We start from the raw sequence: 26631 nt of genomic DNA on the forward strand, positions 1-26631 counted from the left end.
GGGTTACAGAAAAATGCGCACCGCTTGTTCGTCACCTGTGCACTGGCAAATCTGTTCATGGTTCGCAGGCGCTTGATGCGCCTGCAAGGGGCATAATGTGCCCAAAGTGCGAGAAATCGCACGAGAACTGAAGCAACTGGGGAGGCAACTCCCCCAATTTTAATGAAAATCATGTTCTGTCAGCGCATTTTACGCTTTGGCTGGAACACGATTTTGAAAATGATCAAAATTAGAACTTAATCAGATATTCCTTAAATAATTTCTTAAAGAGAGGTTCACCTCTCAAGCAATTTTTACAAGGATGTACAGGAACTTGCTCCCCCCTTATCAACGCCTAATTTCCCGGAACGTCATGCTAATTCGTGGGCCTGCAGTGGTTTCTTTGGGAATGGCATGCAGCCAATCTTGTTGTATGGCTGCTGACATATAAAGGAGGCTGCCGGGTGGTAAAGGATATAGAAATTCCTGACTTTTATCTCGCTTGAGGCGATAAGCAATATGGCGCAAACTGCCCAGCGAGATGATGGCAACGCCACTACCCTCAGCCAGTTCATCAGTGGAATCTGAATGAAAACCCATGGACGAATTACCGTCGACGTAAAAATTCAACAGGCAGTTATTGGGAAGAAACCCCAGTTCATTTTCCAGAGCCCGGCAGATCATTTGTAAAAAATCTGGCATGGGCGTAGCTGCATACGATATTTGAGAATAATCATAGGCCACACCAAAGCTCGCTGTCTTGCGGGCGCGCATTCTTTCGTCCCAGATGACTTCATTTTCCAGTTTGGAAAATAAGTCTGCTGATGCTGGGAGAAAATCTGGTTTTAAATAAATTGCTGGTGCTTGCATTTTGATACCTGGAATAGTGCGTAAGGTCGTAAAAACGAACTTAAAGATTGATTCAATCTTACACTAGGATAATTGACTTCCTATCTTCAAACCATAATCTTCTGCCGTAGACGGCTCGATTAACTGGAATTTTTGGCCAGCACGCTCAAGAAAAATTACCTGGACATCACTTTTTCCCGCATGGAGTTGTATCATGAGGCTGGCGATTTCGTCCCGGACCAGGTATATCTTCCTTATAAACTCCAGAGTTATTTTGCCATCGCTGCGTCTGACTATTTCTGCTATCAATGCATCAGTTTCATCCATCATAAATTCATCTTGTTGATTGGTGAGCGGCCGCAAGCCAACTCTGGTCGAGGCCTTATTTACACCCGGCAGCACAGTACGTGTATAACCAGTCATGAATAATAAAGCGCACGAACCTATGCACAAGCCGCGGGCTGTGGTCGAGAGATGATACTGCTTAATTCTTTGATGAAAACCCATGATGGCTTCGATGTCGATTTCACGGCTATCCATCACGCCATCAAATTCAAGCTCTGAAATTGTTGGGTGGATTCTGATAGCTGCATCAAATTTTTCAAGCATGACTTTGTCGATTTTTCCTGCTATACGGAAATGCTGATCAGTTGATGCATCTGCACTAGTTGAAGTCTGTTGTGCCAAAGCCCCGCAGCTTGCCGTGAGCAAAGAAAATATCATGCACATGCTCGCGAAGCATTTCACCAGAGCTTTCATACTTAAGCAATCTCGGGTGTATTTATTCATCGATATTAATTCCTAAATCTGCGGGCGTAGCATCACTGATCTTGAGACGTTTGGCACCATATTGGGCTTGAAAGAAAATATGACCGCCAGTGCTACCTGGCTTTCGGTATATGTAGATACCGCCACTTCTGTCTGTGGTATCGTACATTTTATTCAAAAGATCCAAAGGCAGTCTGCCCTCGCTGCGTTGATGCACGATAGAAATCAAATCATCGTTATAGACACGCTGAAAGGTACCATCAATGCCAGAATGGATGGAATGCAGGAGTAGCAAGGTGTCTTGCCCTGTACTGGAAGGCAAAAGAGTGCGCTCATGCCCCATCAGAAAAATGTAGGCACATGTGGAGGCGCAAAAACTCCTGGCATATGTGCGTATCTGATTCCGGTTTATTCGCAACTGAAATTGATAAGCGACATCAGGCGCGATCTTGCGGGCACCAGGCACATCTACCAATTCTATTTCATTCAAGTCAGGATTCGCTTTCAAAGCCGCATCCAGGGCGGCGACATGCTCCATCGTCAGAGAACCCGTCACCAGATGTCGTTTTGCAGATGCCATATCAGCGGCATTCACTGTATTTGTGCTGCAATTCAAAATAAGGACGACTGCGGTAGTGCGAGAAAGGTAATGCCAATATTTATTCATTGTCGGACTTTTTATTTTAAGCAAATTCCCGAACTACGCTTGCCCATTAAATGCCTGGCAATTCTGAAAACAACAATAAACTCAGGCATTAACAACAATGCCTGAGCTTTTTTCATCACTGCTGATTATCTACCGAATTGGCTTCTGAATTCACGCTCATTTCAGGTTCAGGCTCACCAACATCCAGCACATGCGGTTTTTGTTTCCATAAACTGTCAGTAGCAAATGCTGCCCAGCCCCATTTCAACCAACTCAGTAATGACCATGCCAGCCATAATGCCCAGAGCAACATAAGGCCGCGGTAAGCCAGGATAGGCAAAGACAATATCCATACTGTTTGCAGGTCCGCTGTAGCCCTGTCCAGATACCAGATCAGATTATTTGCGCTGGAGCCATTGCCGCTGACCTGCATATCTGGCTGGCCCAGCAAACCGCTTTCCACCGCGGCCAGCAAAATACCCAGCAATATCATGGTCAGTACGGCCAGGCTCAGTTGACGCAGATTGAAGAGCCATCCTGGGGTCGCGCTGTCTGTCACTTTGGCGCGCCGGTCAAATGCAAAGAACCAGGCTACCACCAGTGCAGCACTCCACCAGGCAACCTGTGTCAAGCCCAGTGTCAGCAGCAACCATTGGCGGGTAGTCACAGGCAGGCCCGCAAAGCGCCCCAGGGCCACTGCAACCAGCAGCAAGACGATGAGTTTGCCCCAGAACAAAATGGCTGGCCCCATGCCAGGACCACTCGCCAGCAATAGCCAGCGATCATGTGGCAGCTTCAAGTGTGAAGTATTATTGACGCTGGCCTGCTGCAAATTGACAGTAGCACTTGTATAACTGCTGCCCATGCCCTTATCCAGCCGCCAATGCACCTCTATATCTTGCGAACCTGGCATTACCGGCAACACCAGTTGCCTGCCGTTGGCGCGCAATGGCCTGACCTGGCGATTGATGCTGACACGCTGCAGCACCGCGCCTTCTGGCAGTGTCAGTGTATAGTCGCCACCACGGCTGCTACGCAAATGCAAGCTCAGTTGATAGTCAGTCGCCCTGCTGCCCGGACTGATAAACAGCATGCTTTTATCTATCGTCAGGGTCTGGCCTGCAATGGCTTGCGGGCGCTCTATATTGAGCTGCAGCACTTCTCCTGGCCAGGGACGAAATACCAGTTCACCGCCGTTTTCAGCATTATTTCCATCACTGGCCAGCGGTGGCAAACCAGTAGCATTCAAGTGCCAGAGGCCAGATGCCGCGATTATCCAGGTCTCGGCCCAATTGCTTTGTTGGCCGATGCTGAGTTTGATTTGTGCAGATTGCGGCAAGTTTGAACGCCATTCCATGCTTGCTGTCTGCGGCCCGAGATTAACCGCGACCATACCATCCTTGATGCTTAAGCCAGCAGTAGTCACAGCCTCACCAGGCAACAAGGGGATTTGCGCCAGTGCGGGCTGCCCCATAGGGGTGTCACGCGATACCGTGGTTTCTACCTGCCATTCCTTATCCAGTATCAGGCGTCGGGTGACGTGCAGGAAACTGGGCAAAGCCGAGGCTTCTGACTTGTCGCTGGCCTTGATGCGACGATTGAACTGCAAGGTGTCAGCAACACCAGTGTCATCAGACAAACCAGCGACGTCCCAGGCGTCAGCCTGAATGTCAACGCGTCTTGGTTTTTGTGGCAACGGCAATTGCAAGGTATCACTTTGTATTAAATCACCTGCCAGCTCCAGCCTGTGTCGCCCTGCTTGCACCAGTAACCAGATAGTGCCACCATCGCCACGACGCACATAAGCAGGTTTGCCATCCAGGCGCACATCACCTGGTAACCAATGTCTGCTGCCACCAGGCAAAGGGATGCTGGTTTCTATTGCAGCATCAATATCCAGACCCAGCCTGACATAATTGCCATTGATTTGCACCAGCATGCGCGTAATTTCTGCACAGTCTGGCAGGCAATCTGCTGGCCGCGTGAGTTTCTCTTTAAGTTCTTCCAGTTGTTCCTTATTGGGTATCTGAGCCTGCGCAGGATCGCTGTACATGCCCGTCAGCGCAGTCATGCTACTCATGATGACAATGGATGCCAGCTTGCCCCAGGCAGGCCAGTGCCATCTGCCGCTTGCAGGTGCATTGCCATTACCATTACCTGGCCCCTGATCACGCCTTTTCCAGAATTCACTGACACAAACCAGCAATGCTGCCAGCAATATCAGGCGCAACAAGACCAGTATTTTATTTGCCCACGGCGGTAACAACCATAAATCCAGCTGCTGATCCTTTGTGACAGGCCCATCAAAAATCAGACGGTGTGAGCGCCAGTTCCAGGTCGGCAGACCTGGCCCGGTCTGCACTTTGGCATCCGGGTCCAGCATCTGGTAATTGGTGATCTGATAGTTAGTGGCGCGGGAACCAGCAATCGATTTGGATTTGCTCAAGCTATATGGATTAGCTATCTCCGCTTTAACAAGCCTGTCAGCAGCTATCTGGCTGGGCATGGGCTCTTCCCGCATTACCGGAGACGCCGGAGGTGGCGGAGGCGCGTCAGCGACATTACTGCCACCACTCATTTCTGCAGGTGCTGCTGCCGCTGCAACTGGTTCGTCAAACTGCGTGCGCTGGAACCCATAGTCAACGTTGCCATCTATTTCCAGCACTGGATATAAAGCTGAGCGCACCTGCTGAGTTGCAAATGACAAGCTCAGCAAAACCAGTACCAGCAAACTGACCAGTTGCAAGCGCTTGATCCAGACATGAAAGCGCCCGGCTGGCAAGACACGGACGATGGCTATCAGCGCCAGCAGGACTATCCAGGAATAGCGCGGCGCATCCATTTCCTGATAAGACAAGGCCAAAGCAAACAAGGCCAGCACACCCCATAGCCTGCCCCATAGTTTACCCGTGGCCAGCGCAATCACCAGTACCAGGAAAAAATCGAGCAGGTTCCAGCGCGACAACCATGCGCCTTCTGCCTTGTCGGCACCGCCCGCATGTAATAAACGCCAGCCAGCAGGCAAGATCAATTCTATGGCCAGTTTGTCGAAGTCCTGTTGCCAGGTGACTGCTGATAACTTGCGGGTGGCATCGCCGACCACGCTGTCGGCACTGACATCAATGCTGCCACGCTTGATTTCTATCCCTGCCAGCTTGTCATTACCACGGGTGATCAATTGATCCTGCCCTGACATGCTGACACGCCCCAATTGAGCGACATTGCCCATGACGAGACGGCTAGAACGATTAATATCACCCTTGATCTTGTCACTCATGGTCAGGGTAGAGCCATCAAAGCTCAGCCATACACGGCGCTGCATGGCTAGTTTGTCAGGTGAAGGATCGCTATCACCTCGCCTGATCTCCTTGAAAGTAAATACACTGCCAGCATGCATGAGATAGGCAGGCAAATTACGCCACTCTTGCGGCAAGGTAGTCTGCTGCGGATCTACCGTTGATGGCCCTTCTATTGCAGCAGTACGTATCATGGGCGTGGCTTGATAAGACCAGACCTCTTCTTCCGCCACTAATCCTTTGCCTTCAGGCAGAATCAGATTCTTGATAACTCCCGGGTGGCGAGCCAGCAGACGTATATCCCATTTGCCTGCCCTGACCTGTACTTTCATGCTGCCGTCAGGCTGCAATGCAGCAGGCAGAGTCGACTTGAGTTCCAGCGGTATCAAGTCTGGCAAAAGCGCACGCCCAAGGTTTACCTCCCTGCCCTTGCCAGAGACTTCGAGACGGATAAAAGTTTCAGCTGTGACAGGTACACCGTCAATGATCTTGCGAAAAGTCCTTAACTGTATCTGTTCACCAGCATCGGCTTCAGCCTTGCGCTGCAACCACAGTTGATTGCTTTCATCGCGTACGGGAAAGCTCACTGGCTTGCCATTCAATTCAAGTTTCAGCAAGGCTGCGCTGGCTGGCAGAGGCAAGAATTCTGGCACGGCAGACCAGAAAAAGCGGCCTGTCAATTTATGCGTGCCACGCGTCAGTTTAATGACAGGCACTTCTTCACGTGCAATGACTGGCTGGGCCTTGCCATCCACGCTGACCTCCTGGGGCCAGTGCAGGGCACTTCCCGGCAAATAAACCCAGGTATCACGCATGACTTGCCACTCTTGAGCAAAACTCGCCCCTTGTGCATGGACCTTGATTTCCAGGGCACTCGGCCATGCGCATTGCTTTTCACTTGCCTCTCCTAGCTGTGGGCAACCCAGATTTTCAACACCGTCCAGTGCCCATGGCACCCAGGTCTTCAAGGGGTCTGGCACTGCATTCACAGGAAATTCTGCCGCACTACTGGCAATACTGCTGCATGCGAAGAGCAAGAAGATCATCCATTTTGTCAGCATATTATTTCCTGTGAATTTACAAATAGTCATGCCAATTATAGTGGTATATTTTACAATCGCTACAAGCTATACAAATTATTACTCGCCACCATGAAGCAGGTAAAATCCAGACTACAGAATGCGGTGTCTTTGATGTCTGGCAGTATTTTCTGCATGGGGCTGATCGCTGGTGCATCTTTTACTGGCAAGGTGTTGGCAGCAGATTTGCAGATCACTGCCAAGTACACAAATCCAGCGTATGGATTCACTATTCATTTTCCGCAGCCACTCAAGTTATGCACCACGCCAGCACCCGGCCCCAATCATGGCTTTGTTGCCTTACTGCGTACAGACTCATGTCGCAACGGCGTTTTTGAGAAAACCCCACATCTGGAATTATTCGTCATGCATGACGTCATCAGCATGACAAACTCAGCCCTGGAATTGGCGGACGACTTATGTGAAAATAAAATCGCGTATGACAGTCAATTGCTTGTTGCAGGTATCCCGGTTTATCAATGTCCAGTTGTCACTATCGGAACTAGAACTGGATCCAAAAACCGCTGGCGCTATTTCTTCCTGCGCCCTCAAGTCAACTCTGTTGGACAAATCTATACGCTGGACCTCTACAGCAAGAAAAAATATGCCAGGCAAGACCAGTATTTGCAAAAACAAATTTTGCAAGGCTTGCACTTTTCTGCTCAAAACTGAGTCATCTCCCCCGCCTGCCAAACCATAACAGTTACATGCAATTTTGCAAATCATAGTTGCAAGTTCTATCACACGGTACTCATCGTTTTAAAAAACTATACCTTGCACCAAAGCATAGTCTATTGACAAATAAATGGTGATACTGCGCCCGCTGCATTACCTCAGATGCTCCATGTTTGAGGCCCGGTGATTAACCATGACGCCGCTGACATCATTTGTCTTTGATAAGACTGACGGCCGACCTTACAGGATAGAAGACAGGACTATGAATACACCTTTGAATTCCAGACTGCTTGCTCTCTGCATCTGCGGCATCCTTACCGCCTGCGGGGGCAGCTCTACCACTCCCGTACCAGCGACTACTGCATCTGTAGATGTGCAAAAGCCCGCGGCACTATTAAGCGGCGAAGCCTTGCGTGCCGAGGTAGAACGCTTCCGCAGCAGCAATAATTTTCCTGCTGTTACTGTGACCATCATCAATCAGGACAAAGTGGAAAACGTCGTGACAGGCAATAGAGAGGCCAATACCAACAAGAGCGTGCAAAGCACAGACTTGTTCCAGTTGGGCTCGCTGACAAAAGCCGCAACTGCCACCATGATAGGCCGCCTGGTGGAACAAAAGAAAATACGATGGGATAGTACGATAGCAGAGATATTTCCAGCCTGGCGCACGCAAATCCGCCCGGAATATATGAACGTCACTGTAGAGCAGCTATTGCGCCACCGCTCTGGCTTGCCGCGCGAAGCCGATGACAACACCATACTCAAAGCCCTGCCCTTACTGACGGGTGATCTGGTGTCAGACCGCCGTTCTCTTGCAGTCCTGTTACTCCAGGATGCTCCTGAGTACACGCCAAATAGCAAGATGGTGTATTCCAACATAGGATATGCCCTGGCGGGTCTGATGGCAGAAGTTGCAGGTGCTGACACCTATGAAAACCTGATGCAGAAAGAAGTGTTCGCTGCGCTCAATATCAAAGGACGCTTTGGTTTCCCTGAAGATCTTGGTGTCAATAATAATATCGGGCATACCCTGGTGACGGGCAACTGGAAAGCCACTTCATCTGTCGTTGATCCACGCTATGCATTTTTTATCAATGCAGCCGGTGGCATGAATTTGAACCTGAGTGACTATGGCGCCTTTTTGCGGGAGCATCTGCGCGGCTTGCAAGGTCAGAGCAATTACCTCAGTCCAGCCAGTTTTCAACTGATGCATACGTCTGTCGATGGTTACGGACTTGGCTGGGGTATCTCCAGCTTTCCTGGCCTGGGCAATATCAGTGCGCACAATGGCACTGAATTGACTTACTACGCCACTAACAGGGTAGTACCAAGCAAGAACGTTGCAGTAGCCGTCGCCTGCAACTGCTATGACGCCGCAGTTATCGGCAAGCTTGATGAGTTCGCCGATTCATTACTACGACCTCTTCTGCCTCAATAGTTGCAATCACCGAATGCTCAAGTAGTACATTCACATTTTTCGTGCGGAGTACTTTGATCCGCAAAAAATTTTAGACAAGGAACAAAACATGAAATTAACCGCACTTATAGCAAGCAGCTTGCTGATGATCTCTTTGACTGCTGCAGCAGCTGAAGACAAGGATGAGCAAGGTTTTTATGCAGGTATCGACCTGGGCAAATCATCGGTATCATCCAAAGTAGTCAAGGAAGGCAAAGATTTTATCGGTGGCTTGAATGCTGGATACCAGTTCAATCAAAATTTTGCGGCAGAAGTGTTTTATCGCAGCATGAGTTTTCGCTTGATCGATGGTCTGCTTGGCGATAAAAATTATTATCCCGAAGGCCATTTAGGCATCGCTGTCATAGGGCGCACACCTATCTATGACAAGTTTGGTGTATATGGCCGCATGGGCATAGGCCAGACAAACATGAAATCAGGCTCAAACTCACTCGGTGACAAACGTGAAACAGATGTCAGTTTTGGCCTGGGTGCTGATTACCAGTTAACATCCAGCTTCAGCCTGAAGCTGGAGGCTAATCGCTTCTCCAAGAGCGAAGTCACGACTGCGACACTGGGTGCGAAGTATCGCTTTTAATATTCATCTGGATACAGGCTGAAGCTTGCCTGGTTTACAAATCGGGAAGCAGGTTTTTTCCGCTGATGCGTTGATACAAACCTGTAGCAACATCATAACGAAACACCTGCTTGCCTTTGCTGGCCGTGGCGGTGAATTCATAGCTGGTATATGTCTCACCGTCCTGATCCGCATCATGGGCAACTTCTTTATTGGCAAATATCCTGGCTACCGATTCAAGCGTTAAATCACCTGTTGCAGTTTGGCCTTTTTCGATGGTCCATGTGCTTTTCTGGTCATAACACTGCGCGAATGGAGCTTCACGATCATTCAAACGCTTACGTATTTTTTTACCTGGCAATTGTTGCATCCGCTCTTCGCATCCTTGCGTGCCTGCCGTGCTGATGTCGAGTAGCAGACTGTCATCCTTGATCATGGTCGTCACGACCTGCTCATCGAGTTTGAATAGTGATAGATACCTTGATTCCTGGCCGCCACCGGCATCCTGCCAGTAAACAGCAAGTGCAAAATGTCCTGTTTGTAATTCATGAATATCGGTTTCACGAAAATGACCAAAGACACCCATTCGGGAACTGACGATTTGGGCGCATTGCTGCGCGTAGTGAGCCACCCCGCCCTCGCTAAGGCACCAGCCTTAGCAGCGGGTCGCGCCTTGCACTGCATCCCAAATCGCCTTGTTCGCACTCATCCTATTTATGAAATGAGTTCTTACATCCATCTATCGCCTGTGCGCTTGAACCAGTATGCACTAAGCACACCAGGCGTACCATGTCCTGCGATCACAGGCTCTGCTGCCAGCAATAAAACAGCCCTGTCATCACCCAACTGCTGCACTTGCAAAGGACGCAGCGTCATTTGCTCCTTGTCCTTGCTCTCCTGGTTCATCCTGATGACAGGATGCCAGACAGGCTTATCTTTTTCTGCTGGTTTCCAGTCCTTGAAAACCAGGGCTGTCAAAGCATCCTTGTCCAAACTTGTTACGGAATCAGGTTTGGAACAAGCAGTCAAAGCCAGGCAAATCATGCACAAGAACAAACGCAAAAAATCAGGCATGATTTGCTGCAAAAAAACGGAACAGGGCTAAAGACAAGGCGAAGGCGTAAGCACTGGCAAAGCGATAGAGAAAAACTCCTTTCTGACCACTTGCGCGCCATGCAGCAAACATACCTGCGAGTACTCCCATCAATAAGGGTGTCACAACCAGATTGGCAATACGGGCAATATTTCCATGCAAGAAAGCCTGAGGAAAAATCAACACACTGATAAAACCGGCAAGAGCACCAAACCCGGCGTACACGATGATGCTTAACCAAAGTGGCATTTGCACCCGTTTACTCTTTCCCACTCCTGATGAAAATACCAGTTCAAGGACTTCAAAAACCAGTTGCAATAAAACTTCAAAGACAAATTCAATCATGGAGTTCCTGTTTGGTTAGTCTGACAAAAAATTTTAGAAACTTTCTGTACAAGGCATGGGAGTAAAAAAATTCCTTTTCTTAACGCATCTGTTTCATTCGTGCTTATGCCAATTTGCTTAAGGTACCAGTTTTATCCAGACGGAAACGTGCAAAATCTTCTGCCAGAAATAAATTACCTTGATAATGCGCTTCTGCTTCAGTCTGTATCTCGCTAATGCATGGCGACTTCTCACTATCTGCCTGATAACGCGCACTGAAATGCGTCAGGACCAGATTGGGCAAGCCGGCGGATGCAGCAAAACCTGCGACAGCAGCAGCTGAACTGTGCTGAACATGGCCTCCGACTCGCGCAGCAACATCCATCGTATAAGTCGCTTCATGCACCAGCACTTGTGCTTTCTTGCTGGCTTCACGCAACAAATCCGGCTGGTCATTGTCACCACCAACGATAATGCCGCGCAAGGGGTAGGGATAATGCAGGTAGTCAGCACTGGCAAAGGTCTTGCCGGCATGGACGATGTCCTCGCCTTTTTTCAACTTCCCCCACAAGGGGCCTGGTGGCACGCCTTCCGCATGCAATCTGGCCGTATCTAGTGCAGCTTCTGTATGCTTCTCAAGGAAGCGGTAAGCAAAAGTAGGCACACGGTGCGACAACTTCGTTGCCTCAACGGTCACGGCATGATCTTGCCAGCCATCCATCTCTTCCACGGCGGTGAATTGCAATTCAAATGGCAAGAACGATTCAGACATGGCATGAGTTGCTTCCAGCCAGGCCTGTATGCCTTTGGGCGCGATAATCTGTAACGGCGTTTTACGGCCATTCATGGCAGCGCTGGCCAGCAAACCTGGCAAGCCATAACAATGGTCGCCATGCACATGGGTAATAAAAATCGCTTGCAAGCCATGCACAGACAATGGGGTATTGAGTAACTGATGCTGGGTGGCTTCGCCACAATCGATCAAATACCATGCACTGCCCTGATCTGGCAGCAGAGCCAGGCCAGTCACATTACGCTGACGGGTAGGCGCACCTGCTGAAGTGCCTAAAAATAATATGTCCACAAATTCTTTCAACTTGATTAAAGCTTTCGCCATGAATTGTATGAGAATTCAACACCGTTGCAAATTCTAACAATACTATCCTGGCTAAACTGTTCCACAGACTGTTTTGCGTTTATGATGCCAATTCACCATTCATAGCAAGACTGACACATGAAAATTCCTGCCGCGCTGCAATCCATTACCAGTGCTTTGAGAGAGCGACAAAAAGAACGCAAGCGTCTGCGTGGCCCGGCAGACTTGCATTATGCCATTGCCGACTCCATCGGCATGCTGGATGCCGGCTCATGGCAAGAACTGGCAGAACAGTCGGGTTTCTTCATGTCACTGGAATACCTGGCTGCCCTGGAGCAGGTCTTGCCACTGAATCTGTCCGCCCGCTATGCCCTGATTTTTGATGGCACTGGTGCAGACCGTCAAGCGGTCGCTGCCGTGTATATGCAAATTGCCGATATCAGCCTCGCGCAGGCCAGGTCAGAAAAATCGGCAGAGACAGATAAAAAATGGGGGCTGCCACTCGATCAACTGGCGCAACATGCCAGGCAACGCATACTCACTTGCGGCAACTTCCTGACTTTTGGTCAGCATGGAATCGCCTTTGCCAAAGATGTTGATCCCAAACTGGCCTGGCATGGTGTCGTCGAAGTTTTATATCGTGTACGGCAGGCAGAAAAACTTGCAGGCAAAACCCATTTCGTCATGATCAAGGATCTGCATGATCCTTACATAGAACAGGCTGCACATCTGGAAAACCTCAGTTATCGTTATATAGAAACTGAGCCTAACATGGTGCTTGAATTGTCAGCGTCATGGAAAAACTATGATGACTACCTCGCCAGCCTGGCATCCAAATACCGCAGCAGCATTCGCAATGCCATCTTCAAGCCTATGGAGGAAGCAGGCTGCACTCTGGAAAAATTGACTGACCTGACACCGGTCCTCGATGACATCTTTGCCTTGTATAAAGCAGTGCAAGTGAATGCCAGTTTCCGTCCTTTTGAATTACTGCCAGAATATTTTCCTGTCTTGCAGGCTGCCGCTGGCGACAAGTTCAGGTGCAGCGTCATCAAACGCGATGGCCGCTTGCTGGGCTTTTTGATTTCTGTCGCAGATGGAGAAACCGCAATTGCCTACCACATAGGTTTTGAACGTGCGGCGGCTGAAGAATTACCCATCTACCTGCGCCTGCTGCATGCAGGCATTGCCGATGCAATAGACCTGGGTTGCAAACGCATTTCTTATGGCCGCACTGCCCTCGAACCTAAAGCTGCCCTGGGTGCCAAGCCGCAAACTTTTGGCGTATTTGTGCGCCATCGCCAGCCAGTGCTGAACAAGCTCATGAAACGCCTGCTGCTGGGCATAGAACATGACGATGCTCCTGACCGCAATCCCTTCAAAAAAGAAAAAGCAGCCAAAAGCGAATCACCGTCCTGACAAACTCATCAAGACTGTCGCCATCTCAAAGTGACGACAGTCTTGCTGTAATCTCAGAATCAGGAAGCACCGCACACCAAGCGAGCACCGCCGCCGCCAAGCATCGCCGGATGGTCTGAATGGTTGTCACCGCCTACATGTATCATCAATGAACGGCCTTTAAGGTCAGCCATTTTCAAACGTGGTGCCAGTACAGGCTGATTGGCATTACCACTTGCATCGACATACAGAGGCGGCAAATCACCTGCATGGCCATCACCCCAAGGTGTGCCATGGCGATTGCTGTTTTCTGGATCATAGTGGCCACCTGCACCAAGAGCTGCAACCAGCTTGCCATCTTTTTCCTTGGCGCTGCAATCTGCATTCTGGTGTACATGGAAGCCATGCAAACCAGGTGTCAGTCCTGTCAAGGCAGGCGTAAACACAAGGCCATATTTGCTTTCAGAGACAAGGACCTGTCCCAGTTTGGTGCCAACACCAGCTTCACTGACCTGGTTCATGTTCACAGTGACATCCGCCGCTGCGATCAGTGGCAAGGCGCTTAACAAGGAAAAAATAATTTTGGTTTTCATGATGGTATTACCTCAAAGAAATTCAATCAACGCCAGCATAGTGGCGTAAGGACTGAAAATATACGCGACTGGCATGCAATTGGCAATTTCGAGAAGGCGCCAGAAGCCAGGCCTTACATGGTGTTACAAAAATAAGCGAATGCTATTGGCTGACAACAGCATGGTAGCGAAATACACTCAGCTCTCAATATGCAGATAGCAGGAATATTAAATCGACATATTCATTTTTTGAAACCAGAAGGATTGCACAAAATCGCCCTGGCATTAAACATCAAAGATTTTTCGAATAGCGTCCTGGCCTTTGGGTGTAAGACTCACAATTCGAGAACGTGGTGTACGCAGTATCCAGGCCTCCCTGACAAACATGTTTAACAACTCGGCACCCAGTACGCCCGCCAGATGCGGGCGGCGTTGCGTCAGGTCTATGCAGCAGCGGGCATATATGCGGCGACTCTTTGTGTGCTCAGTCCTTGCAATTCCCAGGGCGGCGAGCTTTTCACTACCCAGCGCGCTTGGCTTGAAATCCTTGCCATCTGCTTCCAGCCATTTCGCTGTGAGCATGGCATCCAGCAATTGCACAGCCAATTCACCTGCAAGGTGGTCATAACAAGTCCTTGCATGTAAAAACGGCTTTGGCATGCTGCGTACCAAGGCAGGCTGAGGTGGCTGGCGTGATGCTTTAGTGTGAGTTGCTGCACCAAGAACAGCCATGGATTCTATGAGACTGGCAGCCTCAGCACTGGCGATACGAAAATAGCGATGCCGTCCGTGTGCCTGCGACGTTAACAAACCACCTTCCACCAGCCTTGCCAGATGGGCGCTGGCTGACTGTGCTGATACATTGGCGGCAAAAGCCAGCTCACCGGCTGGACGTGTCGTGCCATCAATCAGTGACCAGAGCATGGCCGCACGTGCCGGGTCTGCCATCAGGGCCGCAATGCGCGGAATGATGTGAGGTATAGCGTCGGAAATATTTTGTGCGTCGTCCATATTTCATCCTGGGCTGAAATGTCGAAATAACATCCTGAGCATAATGTACCTCACTATCCACAACGAAAGATGAACATGCACATCCCACACAATATCGGCATCGCCAGCCAGATCGGTAAATATACAGATGCGATGGAAGTGTCTGGCTATACCAGATGGTTATTCACATCTGGCACACCGGGTCTGGATCAGGACGGCAATTTGCCTGGAGATATCTGCGCTCAGGCCGACCTTGCCTGGCGCAATATCCTCCGCATGCTGGAAAGCAGCAGCATGACCATCGCTGATATCGTCAAAGTGACACATTACCTGACCAGGGAATCCGACATTGCCGAGTACGTAAAAATACGCAGCAATTACCTTGGCGATGCGAGACCAGCGTCCATGCTGATGATCATCCCTGCCTTGGTCAAGCCAGATTTTCTGGTGGAAATAGAAGTCATCGCTGCTCAGCGCTATAGCCAGATATAAAATAAATAAGACAGCGCGACATGCAAGCTGAGGGGGCAATTCATGCCATAAATACTATTGAAATTGCAAAAGATGTTTATGCGAGATTAACATCCATGTTATTTCTGCCAGGAAATCGCTTGATTTGCCCTCTAATTCCGTTCATACACTCGCAATTTCACCCTATTTAGCTGACAATGCGTCTGATACTTTTTGCTGGCGGAGATTCGGGTGGAACTTGGGATGGACCTGTTGTGGGGTGTGGGCGCAACTGTTATTGCTGTCATTTTGTTGTTGCAAGTGCTGGCTTTGCTCATCAGCACAAACCGTCTGTTGAAATTGCAGCTATGGGTGCCACGCAAGACGCCTTGCGTGCGCGCAGCCAGCGGCGATCTCTTACCGCTGTTTGATGCAGCGCGCGCAGAAATGGAACAGGCTGGATTTCGTTATATGCATAGCTGGCGCGGCCGTTCCATGGTGGCGGCTGAGAACATACCGGTCAGTTACAGCGATGTTTATCATCACCTGGCTCAGGACGTCCATGCTGAAGTTGTTCTCGCTGAAGCTCCGGGTGATAAGCGCCTGTACAACATCCATCTCTGGAATACGTATATCGATGGCAAGGCCTTGCTGACTGTTAATGGCTTGCAGCAAGCACTGGTGCCCTTTCCAACACGTGTGAGTGTCATTGCGGACAAAAGCCCTGACTTGGCAGGACAACTGGCAACCCACTTGCATGTACGTGAACTGATTACGGTGCAGCGCACTGACCTGGAAGATGCACCCAAAATTGCCCAAAACCTGGTAGACCGCTGGTTAGTGCGCCTGGAAAGAGAAGGCAAGGTATATCAGCGCGCACAACGCGGCGACGAAATCATCTACGGCTTTCGCTTTTTACCTGCGCTTAAAATGGCCTGGAATATGCGCAAAGTCAGGCAAAACACGGCAGCAAACTCCGCCAGGCAAACAAGCGCAACTGCAACTGGCGCAAAGTCCACGGCCACTGCCGAAATCATACTGGCAGCTCGCCAGTTACGTGACCGCCATACTTTTGTCCGAACACTTTGTACCTTGCGATCCATGCTGGCGCCGCGCTGGTATCAGTATGCAAGTTTTGCCTTGTCTGCCCTTGCCTTCCTTACGCTTGGAGCGTGGTGGTGGGGCATCACGGGTGCCTTGCTCATCGGCGCTGTCATTGCCGTGCATGAAGGCGGTCACTGGCTGGCAATGAAGCTGGCAGGCTTTCGTGATGTGCAGGTATTTTTTGTTCCTGGCATGGGCGGTATCACCAGCGGTGAAAAACATGAGGCCAGGCCATTGACGCATATGCTGGTCTATCTGGCAGGCCCCATGCCTGGCCTGCTATTATCACTGGCCAGCTTCGCCCTGATTGCCTGGGAACCATGCATCATGAATACCACCTGGGGCCCTTATTTGACGATGGCGGCGCTGGCATCGCTGCTGGTCAATGGCTTTAATCTCTTGCCGGTATTACCGCTGGATGGTGGCCGCATCATAGAATTACTACTCATTGCCCGCCTGCCCTGGCTGCGTTTCATTTTTTCACTTGCCAGTGGCCTGATGATGCTGGGCTATGGTTTGTATAGCAATGACAAAGTACTGCTGGGTTTAGGCATCGTGGTATTAATCACGGCCAGGTTTCAATTCAAGCTCGCCAAGGCCGCTGCTTTACTACTGCGACAAAAAGCGCGCCCTGCCAGCAACCAGGACTTTGCCAGCGCCGCTGGTGAACTATTTGATTTTTTTGATCAAGCCAGTTTTTCGACGTGGAATTTTTCCACCAGACTTGAAGTAGGTCAGAGCTTGTTGTCACGCTATCTGGGTGGACTGCCCGGATGGCGCGACAGCAGTGCAGGTATGGCACTTTATCTGGCCTGCCTCGTCCTGCCAATTGCATCATTGCTGGCATTATTCTATACAGCACCAACTACAATGCTGAATCTGGCAGGACAAGGTTTGTCTGGACTGATGACATCAACAGATAACATGCAGCTTGTGAGCCTGGCCAGGAGCGATGTCAAAGCTGCTACCAAAGTGGATGCCAGCTCATGGGAAGAAGAACGCAAATTGCGCAGAACGGCCCGAGCTGAAAAAATAACGGCGGCGCAAGGCGAAGACCGGGTAAGGCTACTCAAGGATGCGCTGGAAGAAGCCAGTGAAAGCGATGCAGAAGATGCTTTGCGTATTGCCAGAATTTACTATGCTGAAAATAATAATTCGGTGCAGGCAACCTACTTCCATGCAGACGCTGCATTTGCCATGGCCAATGCCTTACGCAACTGGTCTGAGCAGGATGAAGTAGAAAATACTGCAAGGAATGAAGCGGACATCGCCAATTATTTGCAGGAAGCCGAGGCCATCTTGCGTGCCAGGCTGCATACTCAAGCTGATAAAAATGATGCCCACTTACTGGCAGAAGTGTTGCAGGCAAAAGATATGGATGCAGATAATCCGGCGCAATTACTGCTCAAACAAGAAATAGTCAGCCTGTTCAGCAAAGACAAAACCCAGGACGATACCCAGCTTTTGCAGGCACATCAAATGCTGGCGCGCAGCTACTATATCTCTGGAAAAGCAGATGAAGCAGCGCAAGAACTGCAACTGGCAGAAAACGATTATGACTGCGCCGCGAAAAGAAATGATGATTACTTATGCCAGTCACTGAAACAGGATCAAGCCTGGTTATTGGTCGGCAAGAAGAAGTTTGAAGAGGCAATAAAACTGCTCAACACTTACAATGTAACCACAAAAAATCACCGTCAAAACGATGCGATGAACAGGGAAAATCATCAGATCAGATGGATGATTACCATGCTAAAAAAAGACTACGCCCAGGCCAGTAAGGAGGCACAGTCTTTAACGAAGCTACAATTACCAGGCACAGGCAACTGGCTGGTGGATTTCTTCATACAAAGAGCGCAACCCGCCAGTAATTATCAGGCAGATCTGATGCTGGTGGAAAGCCTGCGTGCACGCGGTGAACAAGATGAGGCTAATAAAATTACTGAACGCCTGCTTGATAGTCAGAAAAAAATGCGCGGTGACGTTGCCAATACCAAACCTGGCAATACAGAATTCATATGCAGAATCAATAGTTATGGCAGCGCCTGGAAAACTCCGTTCCAGCAAACTTTGCAGAATGTTGAACAAAGGGAAACCAAGTGCATGCCACGCTTGAATGCGAGCCAAATGTCACGTTGATTTTGCGTGCTGCAGCGGAGTCAGGAAGTCTACTGTACTTCAAGTATTTGCTGTTGCCGCCCAATGGGCCAGCATGAAGAAGGCCTCAGATTTGTCTGGAAATAAGATCGGATATAGACCTACTGCCAATACTTTCCACCTCTTAATATCATTTGATGAAGACCTTATTTTCTGTCTTGGCTTGCCTGCTATTCTGCCTGACCTGTCAGGCTGCCGACCCTCGCTTTACTGTCATCAGTGTTGATACTGAACATGAAGAACTGCAGCTGTTTCTGCGTGATGAGAATGGCAAGGGCTTCAAGCGCTTTGATAACCTGAAGACCTGGCTGGCTGGTAAAAACAGGCAATTACACTTTGCCATGAATGCAGGCATGTACCATGCTGATTATTCGCCAGTAGGTTTGTTTGTACAAAATGCCGAGCAGGTATCCGCTTTGAACCTGGCAGATGCCTGGGGAAATTTTTTCCTGAAACCGAATGGGGTGTTCCTGCTGACACCAGCCGGGCCGCAAGTCATTGAATCTTCAGAATATCCTGCGGTAGCGAAAGATGTCTTGCTGGCCACGCAGTCTGGTCCATTGTTATTGAGAAATGGGCAGATACATCCGGCATTCAAGCCCGAATCAACTTCGCGGCTGAAACGCAATGGCGTTGGTGTCATCGGCAAGAAAGCCATCTTCGTAATTAGCGAGCAGCCCGTCAATTTTCATGAGATGGCAAGCTTCTTCAGGGACAGCTTGCATTGCCAGGATGCGCTCTACCTGGATGGCAGTATCTCAGGCATTTATTCTGTCGAGCTCAAGCGTAACGATAGCACTGTAGATCTGGGGCCAATTATTGGCGTGGTGCGGTAATACGCATGCTCTGCCAGCCAGAAAAAACTCAGCGGTTTTTTTGATATTTGTATAAATAGGAGTCGCAGATTTTCAGCAATTCATCAAATCCGACTTTGAGAGAATTAGCAGAAATGACGACAGGGCTGCCGCACATCTTGTAATTCATTTTATTGAGCATGCGCTTGAAAGCGCCACCAGCCATGATATAGCGCTGGGGATCGATCACATTGATGACCAGGGTTTTCTGGTTTTGCATTTCAAAAATGCTGAAACCTGTAATCTCTGACCAGGGGACAAAACCTGCTGCAACGGCGCTGCTATTATCATGAATGCCTGCCGCATTTAATGTCAGGCCAGGCTTTTTATCGAACAATTTCCTGACACCGACGACGCCGCAAAATCCAAAAAACAGGATAGCTACTACGCCTATGCCATGCATGATGACGGGGCTGTTGTAACGCTGCTGCGCCGCAATCTGAGCACTATCCAATTGCACCATCCACAGACCCATCGCCACAAATATCATAGAACCTATGACCAGCATGCGCAATTTGGTCTTGCTCAACTCGATAATTTTTTCATCTTCAGTATGCATAAATCCCCTGTCACGCTGACTGATTTATCTTAATAAGCCGCCTTGAGCGGCGGTATATTTTCAATGGCAATGTTCAGTGAAACTCCGAAACAAGGAAATATTAATGCAATTTATTTAACTTGACTACTTATGCACATTGTTGAACATGCAAATTTTCCAGGATTTTTAAGATTAGCTGAACCTGGAGTTAAACCAGGTCATGCAAGGTAATGCGCCTCAATTATTAGCAGAAACTCGCGCCGCCTTTGCCACTTCACCCACATGTTTGACTATATACAAATACAGCAAAACATAAGTCGCGTGGAACAACAATTCAAAAACCCGGCTCTCAAAGATATCGCCTGTCCCTTGCAGCATTATCGCTACTATGGTCAGCGGTATCATCAACAAGAGAATCAAGACCAGGTAACGGATGGAAGATATCAGGGAGATGCTGATATAACGGGACAGAAATTGCGTGCCGGATGCACCGCCGTTTGCCCGGAAAGCCATCATCGTACCAACCGCTGGTATCAGTATATTCAAGAGGGATGCAAAGTAAGTCCAGCCATCCAAAGATTCGTGGGGGATATAAGCCATCATCTCGATTGCGATTGCACCGAATATTGTGTACACCAGCATATAGGAGTAGCCCTGGGCCTCAGTCAAGCCATTGGCAATCAATTGCTTCTTCAATAAATCCAGTTTCCAGAAATACATTATGTCCTTAATGAGTTATTAGTTTAATCATCCCAATCACGCTTGAAATGAACGTTGAGGGTGTTGCGGCTTCTTGTGTCAGTGCAATGCAGTTTATCAAATTAATTGCGTCGCAACAAAATGTCAGCAATAACAATGAGGCAACGGATTCATTTGAAGAAATTTTAGCCAAAACCAGATAGCCCAATCCTCCTGATACGGTCTTTCAGTCACGACCATTGATTACCAGGTATTGAAGTCCTGCGTTATGGATATAATCACGCCTCTACCATGATTAAATTACAATACCCGAATCTTCAAAACTGATGAAAAACATGCATGCGGCGCTATTAAGCGCATCCTATTTCTTTCTCAACCGGACCTTTATGCAAAGCATAGGTGCTGCGTTACTCAAGGCATCTCAATCCCTCGTTCATCGTAAACACGTGGGTGTCAAGCGTGTTGCGCTTTTTATAGTAGGCCCTGGTCCAGTGAATGAACTAGGTGATGCGTACCTGCCAGGCGTACAAAGAGACCTTGACGCTTATCGTACGTTCTTCGAATCTCCTCTAGGTGGCGCATGGGAAAGCTATGAAATATTGACTCTTAAGAGTCCTTCAAAATACTCGGTCAAAGCCCATCTAAAGCTGGCGAGCAAAGCAGACTATGCATTCATCGCCTTTATAGGAAACGAAGTACGGCCATCAAAGCAAGATACGAAACTGATCACGATCAATAATAAAGAAACGATGCTTGATCGAGAATTTATGGAGGATGGAGGCAGAAGAACGATCATATTTGATTGCAATCGAAAGACCGCTCCAGCCCAAGCTATGGAAAAAGCTGTTTTTGCGGATTCACCACTACCTGATTTTGATCGTACCAACTGTCGGAAATATTTTGACAGATCGCTGATGAAATGTAGTCCGGTAGTCGTCGTAGCTCATGCTTGTCGGGACGGTGAATATGCTAACGACGACCATTCATACATTTCTCAGCAAATCCGGCAGGCAAATAACTATGCGCTTAATTTGAAATACGAAACTTGTGACAGTTATTACACCCTTAGAATTGCACAAGTACATGCCCGCGCATCCGCTGCAGTGCGGGCACATTCCAAGGGCTTGCAAAATCCAGCTTTGGAACGCGCCAGGCCTGAAGACTCATTCCCATTTTGCATTTTAGCCTGGAGTTTTGTTAAAGACTGAGGATTGAAGTGAGCCGGCCAACATCAAGTTACCCAGACAAGCAGGCAATTCTGAACAGCTGGCAATGTGATGATCGGCCAACGCATGGCACGTAAAAAAAATTAAACCGCTTCATGATTGCTGATAAATTCATGCCTGATCAAATACAAGCTCACTTAGTCGAGCAATTGTTGACACGTCTCACTTCGCTACCCGACCATCCCCGCTTCGTCGGCAAGCCTGCCGATCTGTCCATGCTGGATGGGATGCAGCTTGGAACTCTATGGCCAGCCATACGTCAGGCTCAAACTCTTGAATTCCATGACCCACGTTCAGAATTTGCACACTTGCTGTGCAGGCAAGCAGAAGAGCTGGGACTAAGTCCTGTGCTTGACGAAACCAGTGCTCTAGCGGTTTTTCGTCACATCGAACCCGGCCAATGGAAGGTGGCGCTAAGAGAACTGGCTTATCTTGCTGAAAAACCTGCACTGCCCCTCCAGCAAGAGTTAATCAGGATTATGGAAAAAAAGCCCGCTGGTTATCTTGGTGGCGGGGAATATGAGGCCTATGCTATTGGCAGCTTTGCAGGTGGTCATGGCTTGGCCGAATTAAGAAATGAAGTTGCCGCTCGCTACGAAGACTCGCCATACCGGTTACAGGAATTCGAAGTCCTGGCGGAGTTAGGTCCTGCTGCGCTGCTAGCCCTGGCAGGCACAATGAATGGCTATTTCGGACCTGCGGGCTCCCAGCTTGCTCATGATGATCCAGCTATTGTGCTGACTGATGAACCAGCCTACATTGAATTTGCGTACGAGGTATTGAGCAGTGCCGCCGCATATGTCGCTAAAATTCAAAGTGGTAAGATTCCCTTCAAAGCCGATGGCGCTTTCACTACCGATGATGCACAAATAATCAGCCGCGCGGCCCGCATAGCTGCTTATAGAGATGAAACATGGCTACGCCCATTGATAGGACCTCTGTTGCTGGGTGTTTGCGTCGCGCCTACATCGGCAAAGACTGTGCCTTCACAGTCAGTCGCAATCACCCTGGGACATTCCATCGAAGCGATTCCTACGCCAGAAAGTGTACTTGCATTGCGCAATGCGCTTGCCGTCGTGCGCCACGCAGGCATAGAGAAAAAACTTGCACGTAATCTGAAGCCTGCGGAACGCGCCCTCGCTGAAAGGCCAAATGTCGCGCTAAGGATGACGTCCGGAGCAAAGCCCGATAAGAAGCAACAAGCCATGCTTGCCACTTGCATGGAATCCGGTTTTTGGCTAAGCATGACACTGAGTGCCATGGAATGGCGGGAACGATTGTTGGATACATCTGCCGGTATATCATTTGCCGCCAGCGTTGTATGGCTGGAACGACGACAGGATGGCAGGAATTGGCCCTTCACAATTGACCTTATCAAAGGCAATCCCAAGTTGGTCGCCATCGATGGTAGCGTGCATATCATCGATGATGACAGCACCATCTGTCTATGGCATCCACTGCTTGCTGATGCTGCGGAACGACATGCATGGCAAGACATTTTTTTCAAACGCAAGACCAAACAGCCAATACGGCAAGTGTTCCGTGAACACTATGCACCAGGCGCAAGCGACTGCAATGCAAACGTGTCTTCAATGTTTGAGGGGCATGTCGTTTCCCTGCAGCCCTTGATCGGACTGGCACGAAGAGAAGGATGGGCCATCAGCAAATATGATGGCCTAAGCAGACAATTTGGTGATATCCGGGTGAGCTTTGACTTCTCGGCAAACCTGTATCCTGGTGTGACTGGTTATGGCACCTCAGGCAAACTCCATTTCGCACACAGAATAGGAAAGCACTGGAGCCCCATAATGATTACCGAACTGGATGCAGTCGTTTTCTCAGAAATCGCACGTGCCGCCGATCTGCTTGTCAGCGTTGCCAGCTTTGCGATTCACGACAAAGTAAGCGATGAAGCAGTTACGGCAGGTGATCTCCGCTTGCACCCCTTTGAACAAACGACGGCCTCAAGATCGAAGCATCTGGCGCATCTGTCAACCTTGCCGCTCGGCGTCATGGCGATCAACCGCAAGAATACCCTGGCAATGGTATTTGCCACGCAAATTGAGGAACGCACAATAATACTAGATGAGCGCCATATCCGCGTCGGGGAATACGCAGTCCATATCGCGACGGCTCGCATGACGAAAAACGGGGAAGCCGTTGAGATTGATACAAATAAGAAAAAAGCTCAACTGGCAGCAATGCCGTGCTTGCCTTATGACGAAATTTTGCTACAGCGCATCGTCTATAACCTGGCCTGGGCTATGGAATAACAAGCAATTTTGTTGATGAAGTGAGTGTCAAGAGAATTATCATTGCAAATTTAGCATGAAGTTCAACTTGTCCTATTATTGTGTACAGTGCCTAAGAAGTCTCAAGCTTTGCAATATCATTTGCAGCTTTGATTATGATTGGAATTTACCACTTACTCTCACGCTTTATGGCTCGTCATACACTGCTATTAGAAATGCAGGTGTAACTACGGTGTAATGAATTAAATAAGTATTCGGATTTTATCGGCGCTTTGCGGGTTGTGGATGCAGCATTAAAAGTGCATAACCCTTTGATTTAACTACATTTTCTGACGTTTTTGATGATTTTCTGTTTGTGCATCTGGTCCCGCCGACAGGAATCGAACCTGTATCTTACGCTTAGGAGGCATACGTTCTATCCATTGAACTACGGCGAGACACGGTGAAAAATGCCCAAATTTGCTTGTGCATTTCTCAATCAGCCCGCCATCTTACCTGAGCTTGGGCCAACAATCAATTCAGCAGATGAGTTTAGGTGCCCCCTAGCGTACAATACTGCTTTTCTCCAATTTATGTCCGCGCATCTCCCTGATGCCGGTTCCACAGGGTTTTATGGCAGTTATCTCATTAAGCGATGCCCAATTGGCATTCGGTCACGTTGCTCTGCTCGATCATGCAGAGTTTTCCATAGAAGCAGGCGAACGCGTAGGCCTGATCGGGCGTAATGGTACGGGCAAGTCTTCCTTGCTGAAGATCATTGCACGCACGTCCAAGATTGATGATGGCTTGCTGGTCATGCAGCAAGGCATACAGATCGCCTATGTTGAGCAAGAGCCGCAATTTGACATGGAACTCAGCGTGTTTGACGCTGTGGCATCCGGCCTGGGTGAGCTGCCTGCCCTGTTGCAGGAATATGAAGCACTGACCGGCCAGTTTGGCGGTGACAATGATGATGCCCTGATGGAGCGCATGCATGACATACAGGTGAAACTGGATGCGGCTGATGCATGGAGTCTAGGTAACAAGGTAGAAACCACGCTGGACAAGCTGAACCTGTCAAAAGACGCCATCATGGGCACGCTGTCGGGCGGTATGAAAAAGCGCGTGGCCCTGGCATGTGCGCTGGTCAGTGCACCTGATGTCCTGCTGCTGGACGAACCAACCAATCACCTGGATTTTTCATCGATACAATGGCTGGAAGCTCTGCTGAAAGACTTTAAAGGCAGCGTGCTGTTTATCACCCATGACCGTAGTTTTCTAGATAATGTAGCTACCCGCATCATAGAGCTGGATCGCGGCAAGCTGACTTCTTTCCCTGGCAACTTCACGACTTACCAGACCCGCAAAGCAGATCTGCTGGAAAATGAAGAAGTAGAAAACGCCAAGTTTGACAAGTTTTTGGCGCAGGAAGAAATCTGGATACGCAAAGGCGTCAAAGCCCGCCGCGTGCGCGATGAGGGCCGCGTCAAGCGTCTGGAACAATTGCGTCTGCAACGCAGCGCCCGCCGTGAACAGCAAGGCCAGGTCAAACTGGACGTAGGCTCTGGTGAGCGTTCAGGCAAGATCGTGGCAGAACTGGAAAACGTCAGCAAACGCTTTGGCGAGAAAGTCATCATCGACGATTTTTCCAGCATTATTTTGCGTGGCGACAAGGTTGGTCTCATCGGTCAAAATGGTGCCGGTAAAACCACCCTGCTGAAATTGATTTTGGGTCAGGATGAACCAGACAGCGGCACCATAAAACAAGGCAGCAAATTGCAGATCGCTTACTTTGACCAGATGCGTGCGCAACTGAATGAAGAAGCCAGCCTGGCAGACACGATAGCGCCGGGTAGTGACTGGGTAGAAGTCAATGGCCAGCGCAAGCATGTGATGTCTTATCTGGGTGACTTTTTGTTTGCACCAGAACGCGCCCGTTCACCGGTTAAATCGCTCTCAGGTGGTGAACGCAACCGCCTATTGCTGGCTCGCCTGTTCGCTAAGCCAGCCAACGCACTGGTGCTGGATGAACCGACCAATGACCTGGATATCGATACTCTGGAATTGCTGGAAGAATTGCTGGAAGAATACACTGGCACTGTCTTCCTGGTCAGCCATGACCGTACCTTCCTCGACAATGTAGTGACTCAGGTTATCGTTGCTGAAGGCGAAGGCCAATGGCGTGAATTTATTGGTGGTTATAGTGACTGGGAACGCTATCGCAGCACAGTGCCAGTCACCAAAACAGCGAAGACCGAGCAAAAACCAGCAGTGGCTGCGGTATCGACCATGAGTGCGCCAGCAGCAGCAAAGCCGAAAAAGCTCAGCTACAAAGAGCAGCGTGAACTGGAAGAGTTGCCCAAGCAGATCGCGGCGCTGGAAGCTGAGCAGGCATCCATCACAGCAAAACTGGCCGATGCCAATCTGTATAAAAACGGGCCGGAGCAAGCCAATCTCCTGAATGCACGCCATGCCAAAATTGATGAGCAATTGCTGGAAGCGCTGGAAAAATGGGAAGTGATAGAAGCCCGTAGCAAAGGCTAAATTCATATTAGAATGCATATCTTGTCATTA

22 protein-coding genes and 1 tRNA gene are annotated in these 26631 nt (G+C 49.3%); 10 read left to right on the top strand and 13 right to left on the bottom strand.

The annotated features are described in order from the left end of the window. Positions 1-327 precede the first annotated feature (327 nt). The 4 genes from DFR42_RS25865 to DFR42_RS25880 all read right to left on the bottom strand — a co-directional run bounded on the left by DFR42_RS25865 (position 328) and on the right by DFR42_RS25880 (position 6599). On the bottom strand, positions 328-849 hold the full coding sequence (locus tag DFR42_RS25865) for an alpha-ketoglutarate-dependent dioxygenase AlkB (protein WP_110257963.1): 522 nt from the start codon (positions 847-849) through the stop codon (positions 328-330). 63 nt (positions 850-912) lie between these two features. Next, on the bottom strand, positions 913-1617 hold the full coding sequence (locus DFR42_RS25870; RefSeq protein WP_146218975.1) for a hypothetical protein: 705 nt from the start codon (positions 1615-1617) through the stop codon (positions 913-915). Further along, positions 1610-2287 carry a hypothetical protein gene (locus tag DFR42_RS25875; RefSeq protein WP_146218976.1) on the bottom strand — a complete coding sequence of 226 codons (678 nt, stop codon included), beginning with the start codon at positions 2285-2287 and terminating at the stop codon, positions 1610-1612. The genes DFR42_RS25870 and DFR42_RS25875 overlap by 8 nt, the downstream gene beginning before the upstream one ends. Before the next feature lie 91 nt (positions 2288-2378). Further along, complete coding sequence (locus tag DFR42_RS25880) at positions 2379-6599, bottom strand: hypothetical protein (protein WP_110257966.1); 4221 nt, start codon at positions 6597-6599, stop codon at positions 2379-2381. A gap of 90 nt (positions 6600-6689) precedes the next feature. Here DFR42_RS25880 and DFR42_RS25885 point away from each other — a divergent pair, with 90 nt between their 5' ends. The 3 genes from DFR42_RS25885 (at position 6690) to DFR42_RS25895 (ending at position 9346) form a co-directional block, all read left to right on the top strand. Continuing rightward, a complete protein-coding gene (locus DFR42_RS25885; RefSeq protein WP_170133689.1) occupies positions 6690-7289 on the top strand; it encodes a hypothetical protein in 600 nt (199 codons plus the stop codon). 265 nt (positions 7290-7554) lie between these two features. Continuing rightward, positions 7555-8730, top strand: coding sequence for a serine hydrolase domain-containing protein (locus DFR42_RS25890; RefSeq protein WP_170133690.1), 1176 nt, complete (start codon positions 7555-7557; stop codon positions 8728-8730). Positions 8731-8818: 88 nt separating this feature from the next. Next, positions 8819-9346 (top strand): porin family protein, encoded by a 528-nt coding sequence (locus tag DFR42_RS25895; RefSeq protein ID WP_110257969.1) that lies wholly within the window; start codon positions 8819-8821, stop codon positions 9344-9346. A 34-nt stretch (positions 9347-9380) separates the two neighbouring features. On the opposite strand, the gene DFR42_RS25900 is transcribed toward DFR42_RS25895, so the two are convergent. The 4 genes from DFR42_RS25900 to DFR42_RS25915 all read right to left on the bottom strand — a co-directional run bounded on the left by DFR42_RS25900 (position 9381) and on the right by DFR42_RS25915 (position 11859). Then, positions 9381-9911, bottom strand: a complete 531-nt coding sequence (locus tag DFR42_RS25900) for a hypothetical protein (RefSeq protein ID WP_110257970.1) — start codon at positions 9909-9911, stop codon at positions 9381-9383. Positions 9912-10054: 143 nt separating this feature from the next. Beyond that, positions 10055-10399 (bottom strand): hypothetical protein, encoded by a 345-nt coding sequence (locus DFR42_RS25905; RefSeq protein WP_110257971.1) that lies wholly within the window; start codon positions 10397-10399, stop codon positions 10055-10057. Beyond that, positions 10392-10763, bottom strand: coding sequence for a hypothetical protein (locus DFR42_RS25910; RefSeq protein ID WP_110257972.1), 372 nt, complete (start codon positions 10761-10763; stop codon positions 10392-10394). The genes DFR42_RS25905 and DFR42_RS25910 overlap by 8 nt, the downstream gene beginning before the upstream one ends. Before the next feature lie 103 nt (positions 10764-10866). Beyond that, positions 10867-11859, bottom strand: a complete 993-nt coding sequence (locus DFR42_RS25915) for a ribonuclease Z (protein WP_211324426.1) — start codon at positions 11857-11859, stop codon at positions 10867-10869. 117 nt (positions 11860-11976) lie between these two features. On the opposite strand from DFR42_RS25915, the gene DFR42_RS25920 reads away from it, so the two are divergent. Further along, a complete protein-coding gene (locus DFR42_RS25920; RefSeq protein WP_110257973.1) occupies positions 11977-13257 on the top strand; it encodes a GNAT family N-acetyltransferase in 1281 nt (426 codons plus the stop codon). A 59-nt stretch (positions 13258-13316) separates the two neighbouring features. On the opposite strand, the gene sodC is transcribed toward DFR42_RS25920, so the two are convergent. Together sodC and DFR42_RS25930 are read right to left on the bottom strand one after the other, a co-directional pair. Continuing rightward, positions 13317-13829, bottom strand: coding sequence for a superoxide dismutase family protein (sodC, locus tag DFR42_RS25925; protein WP_110257974.1), 513 nt, complete (start codon positions 13827-13829; stop codon positions 13317-13319). A 264-nt stretch (positions 13830-14093) separates the two neighbouring features. Further along, a complete protein-coding gene (locus DFR42_RS25930; protein WP_110257975.1) occupies positions 14094-14819 on the bottom strand; it encodes an ArsR/SmtB family transcription factor in 726 nt (241 codons plus the stop codon). 75 nt (positions 14820-14894) lie between these two features. Between DFR42_RS25930 and DFR42_RS25935 the strand changes: the two genes are divergently transcribed. The 3 genes from DFR42_RS25935 to DFR42_RS25945 all read left to right on the top strand — a co-directional run bounded on the left by DFR42_RS25935 (position 14895) and on the right by DFR42_RS25945 (position 19345). Beyond that, positions 14895-15290, top strand: a complete 396-nt coding sequence (locus tag DFR42_RS25935) for a RidA family protein (protein WP_110258013.1) — start codon at positions 14895-14897, stop codon at positions 15288-15290. A gap of 222 nt (positions 15291-15512) precedes the next feature. Then, on the top strand, positions 15513-18491 hold the full coding sequence (locus DFR42_RS25940; protein WP_110257976.1) for a site-2 protease family protein: 2979 nt from the start codon (positions 15513-15515) through the stop codon (positions 18489-18491). Between the two features lie 155 nt (positions 18492-18646). Then, complete coding sequence (locus tag DFR42_RS25945; protein WP_110257977.1) at positions 18647-19345, top strand: phosphodiester glycosidase family protein; 699 nt, start codon at positions 18647-18649, stop codon at positions 19343-19345. Positions 19346-19373: 28 nt separating this feature from the next. Here the strand turns inward: DFR42_RS25945 and DFR42_RS25950 are convergent, their stop codons facing one another. Beyond that, positions 19374-19922 (bottom strand): STM3941 family protein, encoded by a 549-nt coding sequence (locus DFR42_RS25950; RefSeq protein WP_110257978.1) that lies wholly within the window; start codon positions 19920-19922, stop codon positions 19374-19376. A gap of 216 nt (positions 19923-20138) precedes the next feature. Then, the gene (locus DFR42_RS25955; protein ID WP_110257979.1) at positions 20139-20621 is read right to left on the bottom strand and encodes a hypothetical protein; all 483 of its coding nucleotides are present in this window, start codon (positions 20619-20621) and stop codon (positions 20139-20141) included. A 305-nt stretch (positions 20622-20926) separates the two neighbouring features. Here DFR42_RS25955 and DFR42_RS25960 point away from each other — a divergent pair, with 305 nt between their 5' ends. After that, positions 20927-21808: a caspase family protein gene (locus DFR42_RS25960; RefSeq protein WP_110257980.1), complete on the top strand. Its 882-nt coding sequence runs from the start codon at positions 20927-20929 to the stop codon at positions 21806-21808. A 113-nt stretch (positions 21809-21921) separates the two neighbouring features. Next, on the top strand, positions 21922-24099 hold the full coding sequence (locus DFR42_RS25965) for a DUF4132 domain-containing protein (RefSeq protein ID WP_245937093.1): 2178 nt from the start codon (positions 21922-21924) through the stop codon (positions 24097-24099). 341 nt (positions 24100-24440) lie between these two features. On the opposite strand, the gene DFR42_RS25970 is transcribed toward DFR42_RS25965, so the two are convergent. Beyond that, positions 24441-24515 (bottom strand) — tRNA-Arg (locus tag DFR42_RS25970). Positions 24516-24690: 175 nt separating this feature from the next. Here DFR42_RS25970 and DFR42_RS25975 point away from each other — a divergent pair. Then, entirely contained in the window at positions 24691-26601 is a 1911-nt protein-coding gene (locus DFR42_RS25975; protein ID WP_110257981.1) for an ATP-binding cassette domain-containing protein, read from the top strand. The last annotated feature ends 30 nt before the right edge of the window (positions 26602-26631 follow it).

The sequence above is a fragment of the Undibacterium pigrum genome, assembly GCF_003201815.1.
Taxonomy (GTDB): Bacteria; Pseudomonadota; Gammaproteobacteria; order Burkholderiales; family Burkholderiaceae_D; genus Undibacterium; species Undibacterium pigrum.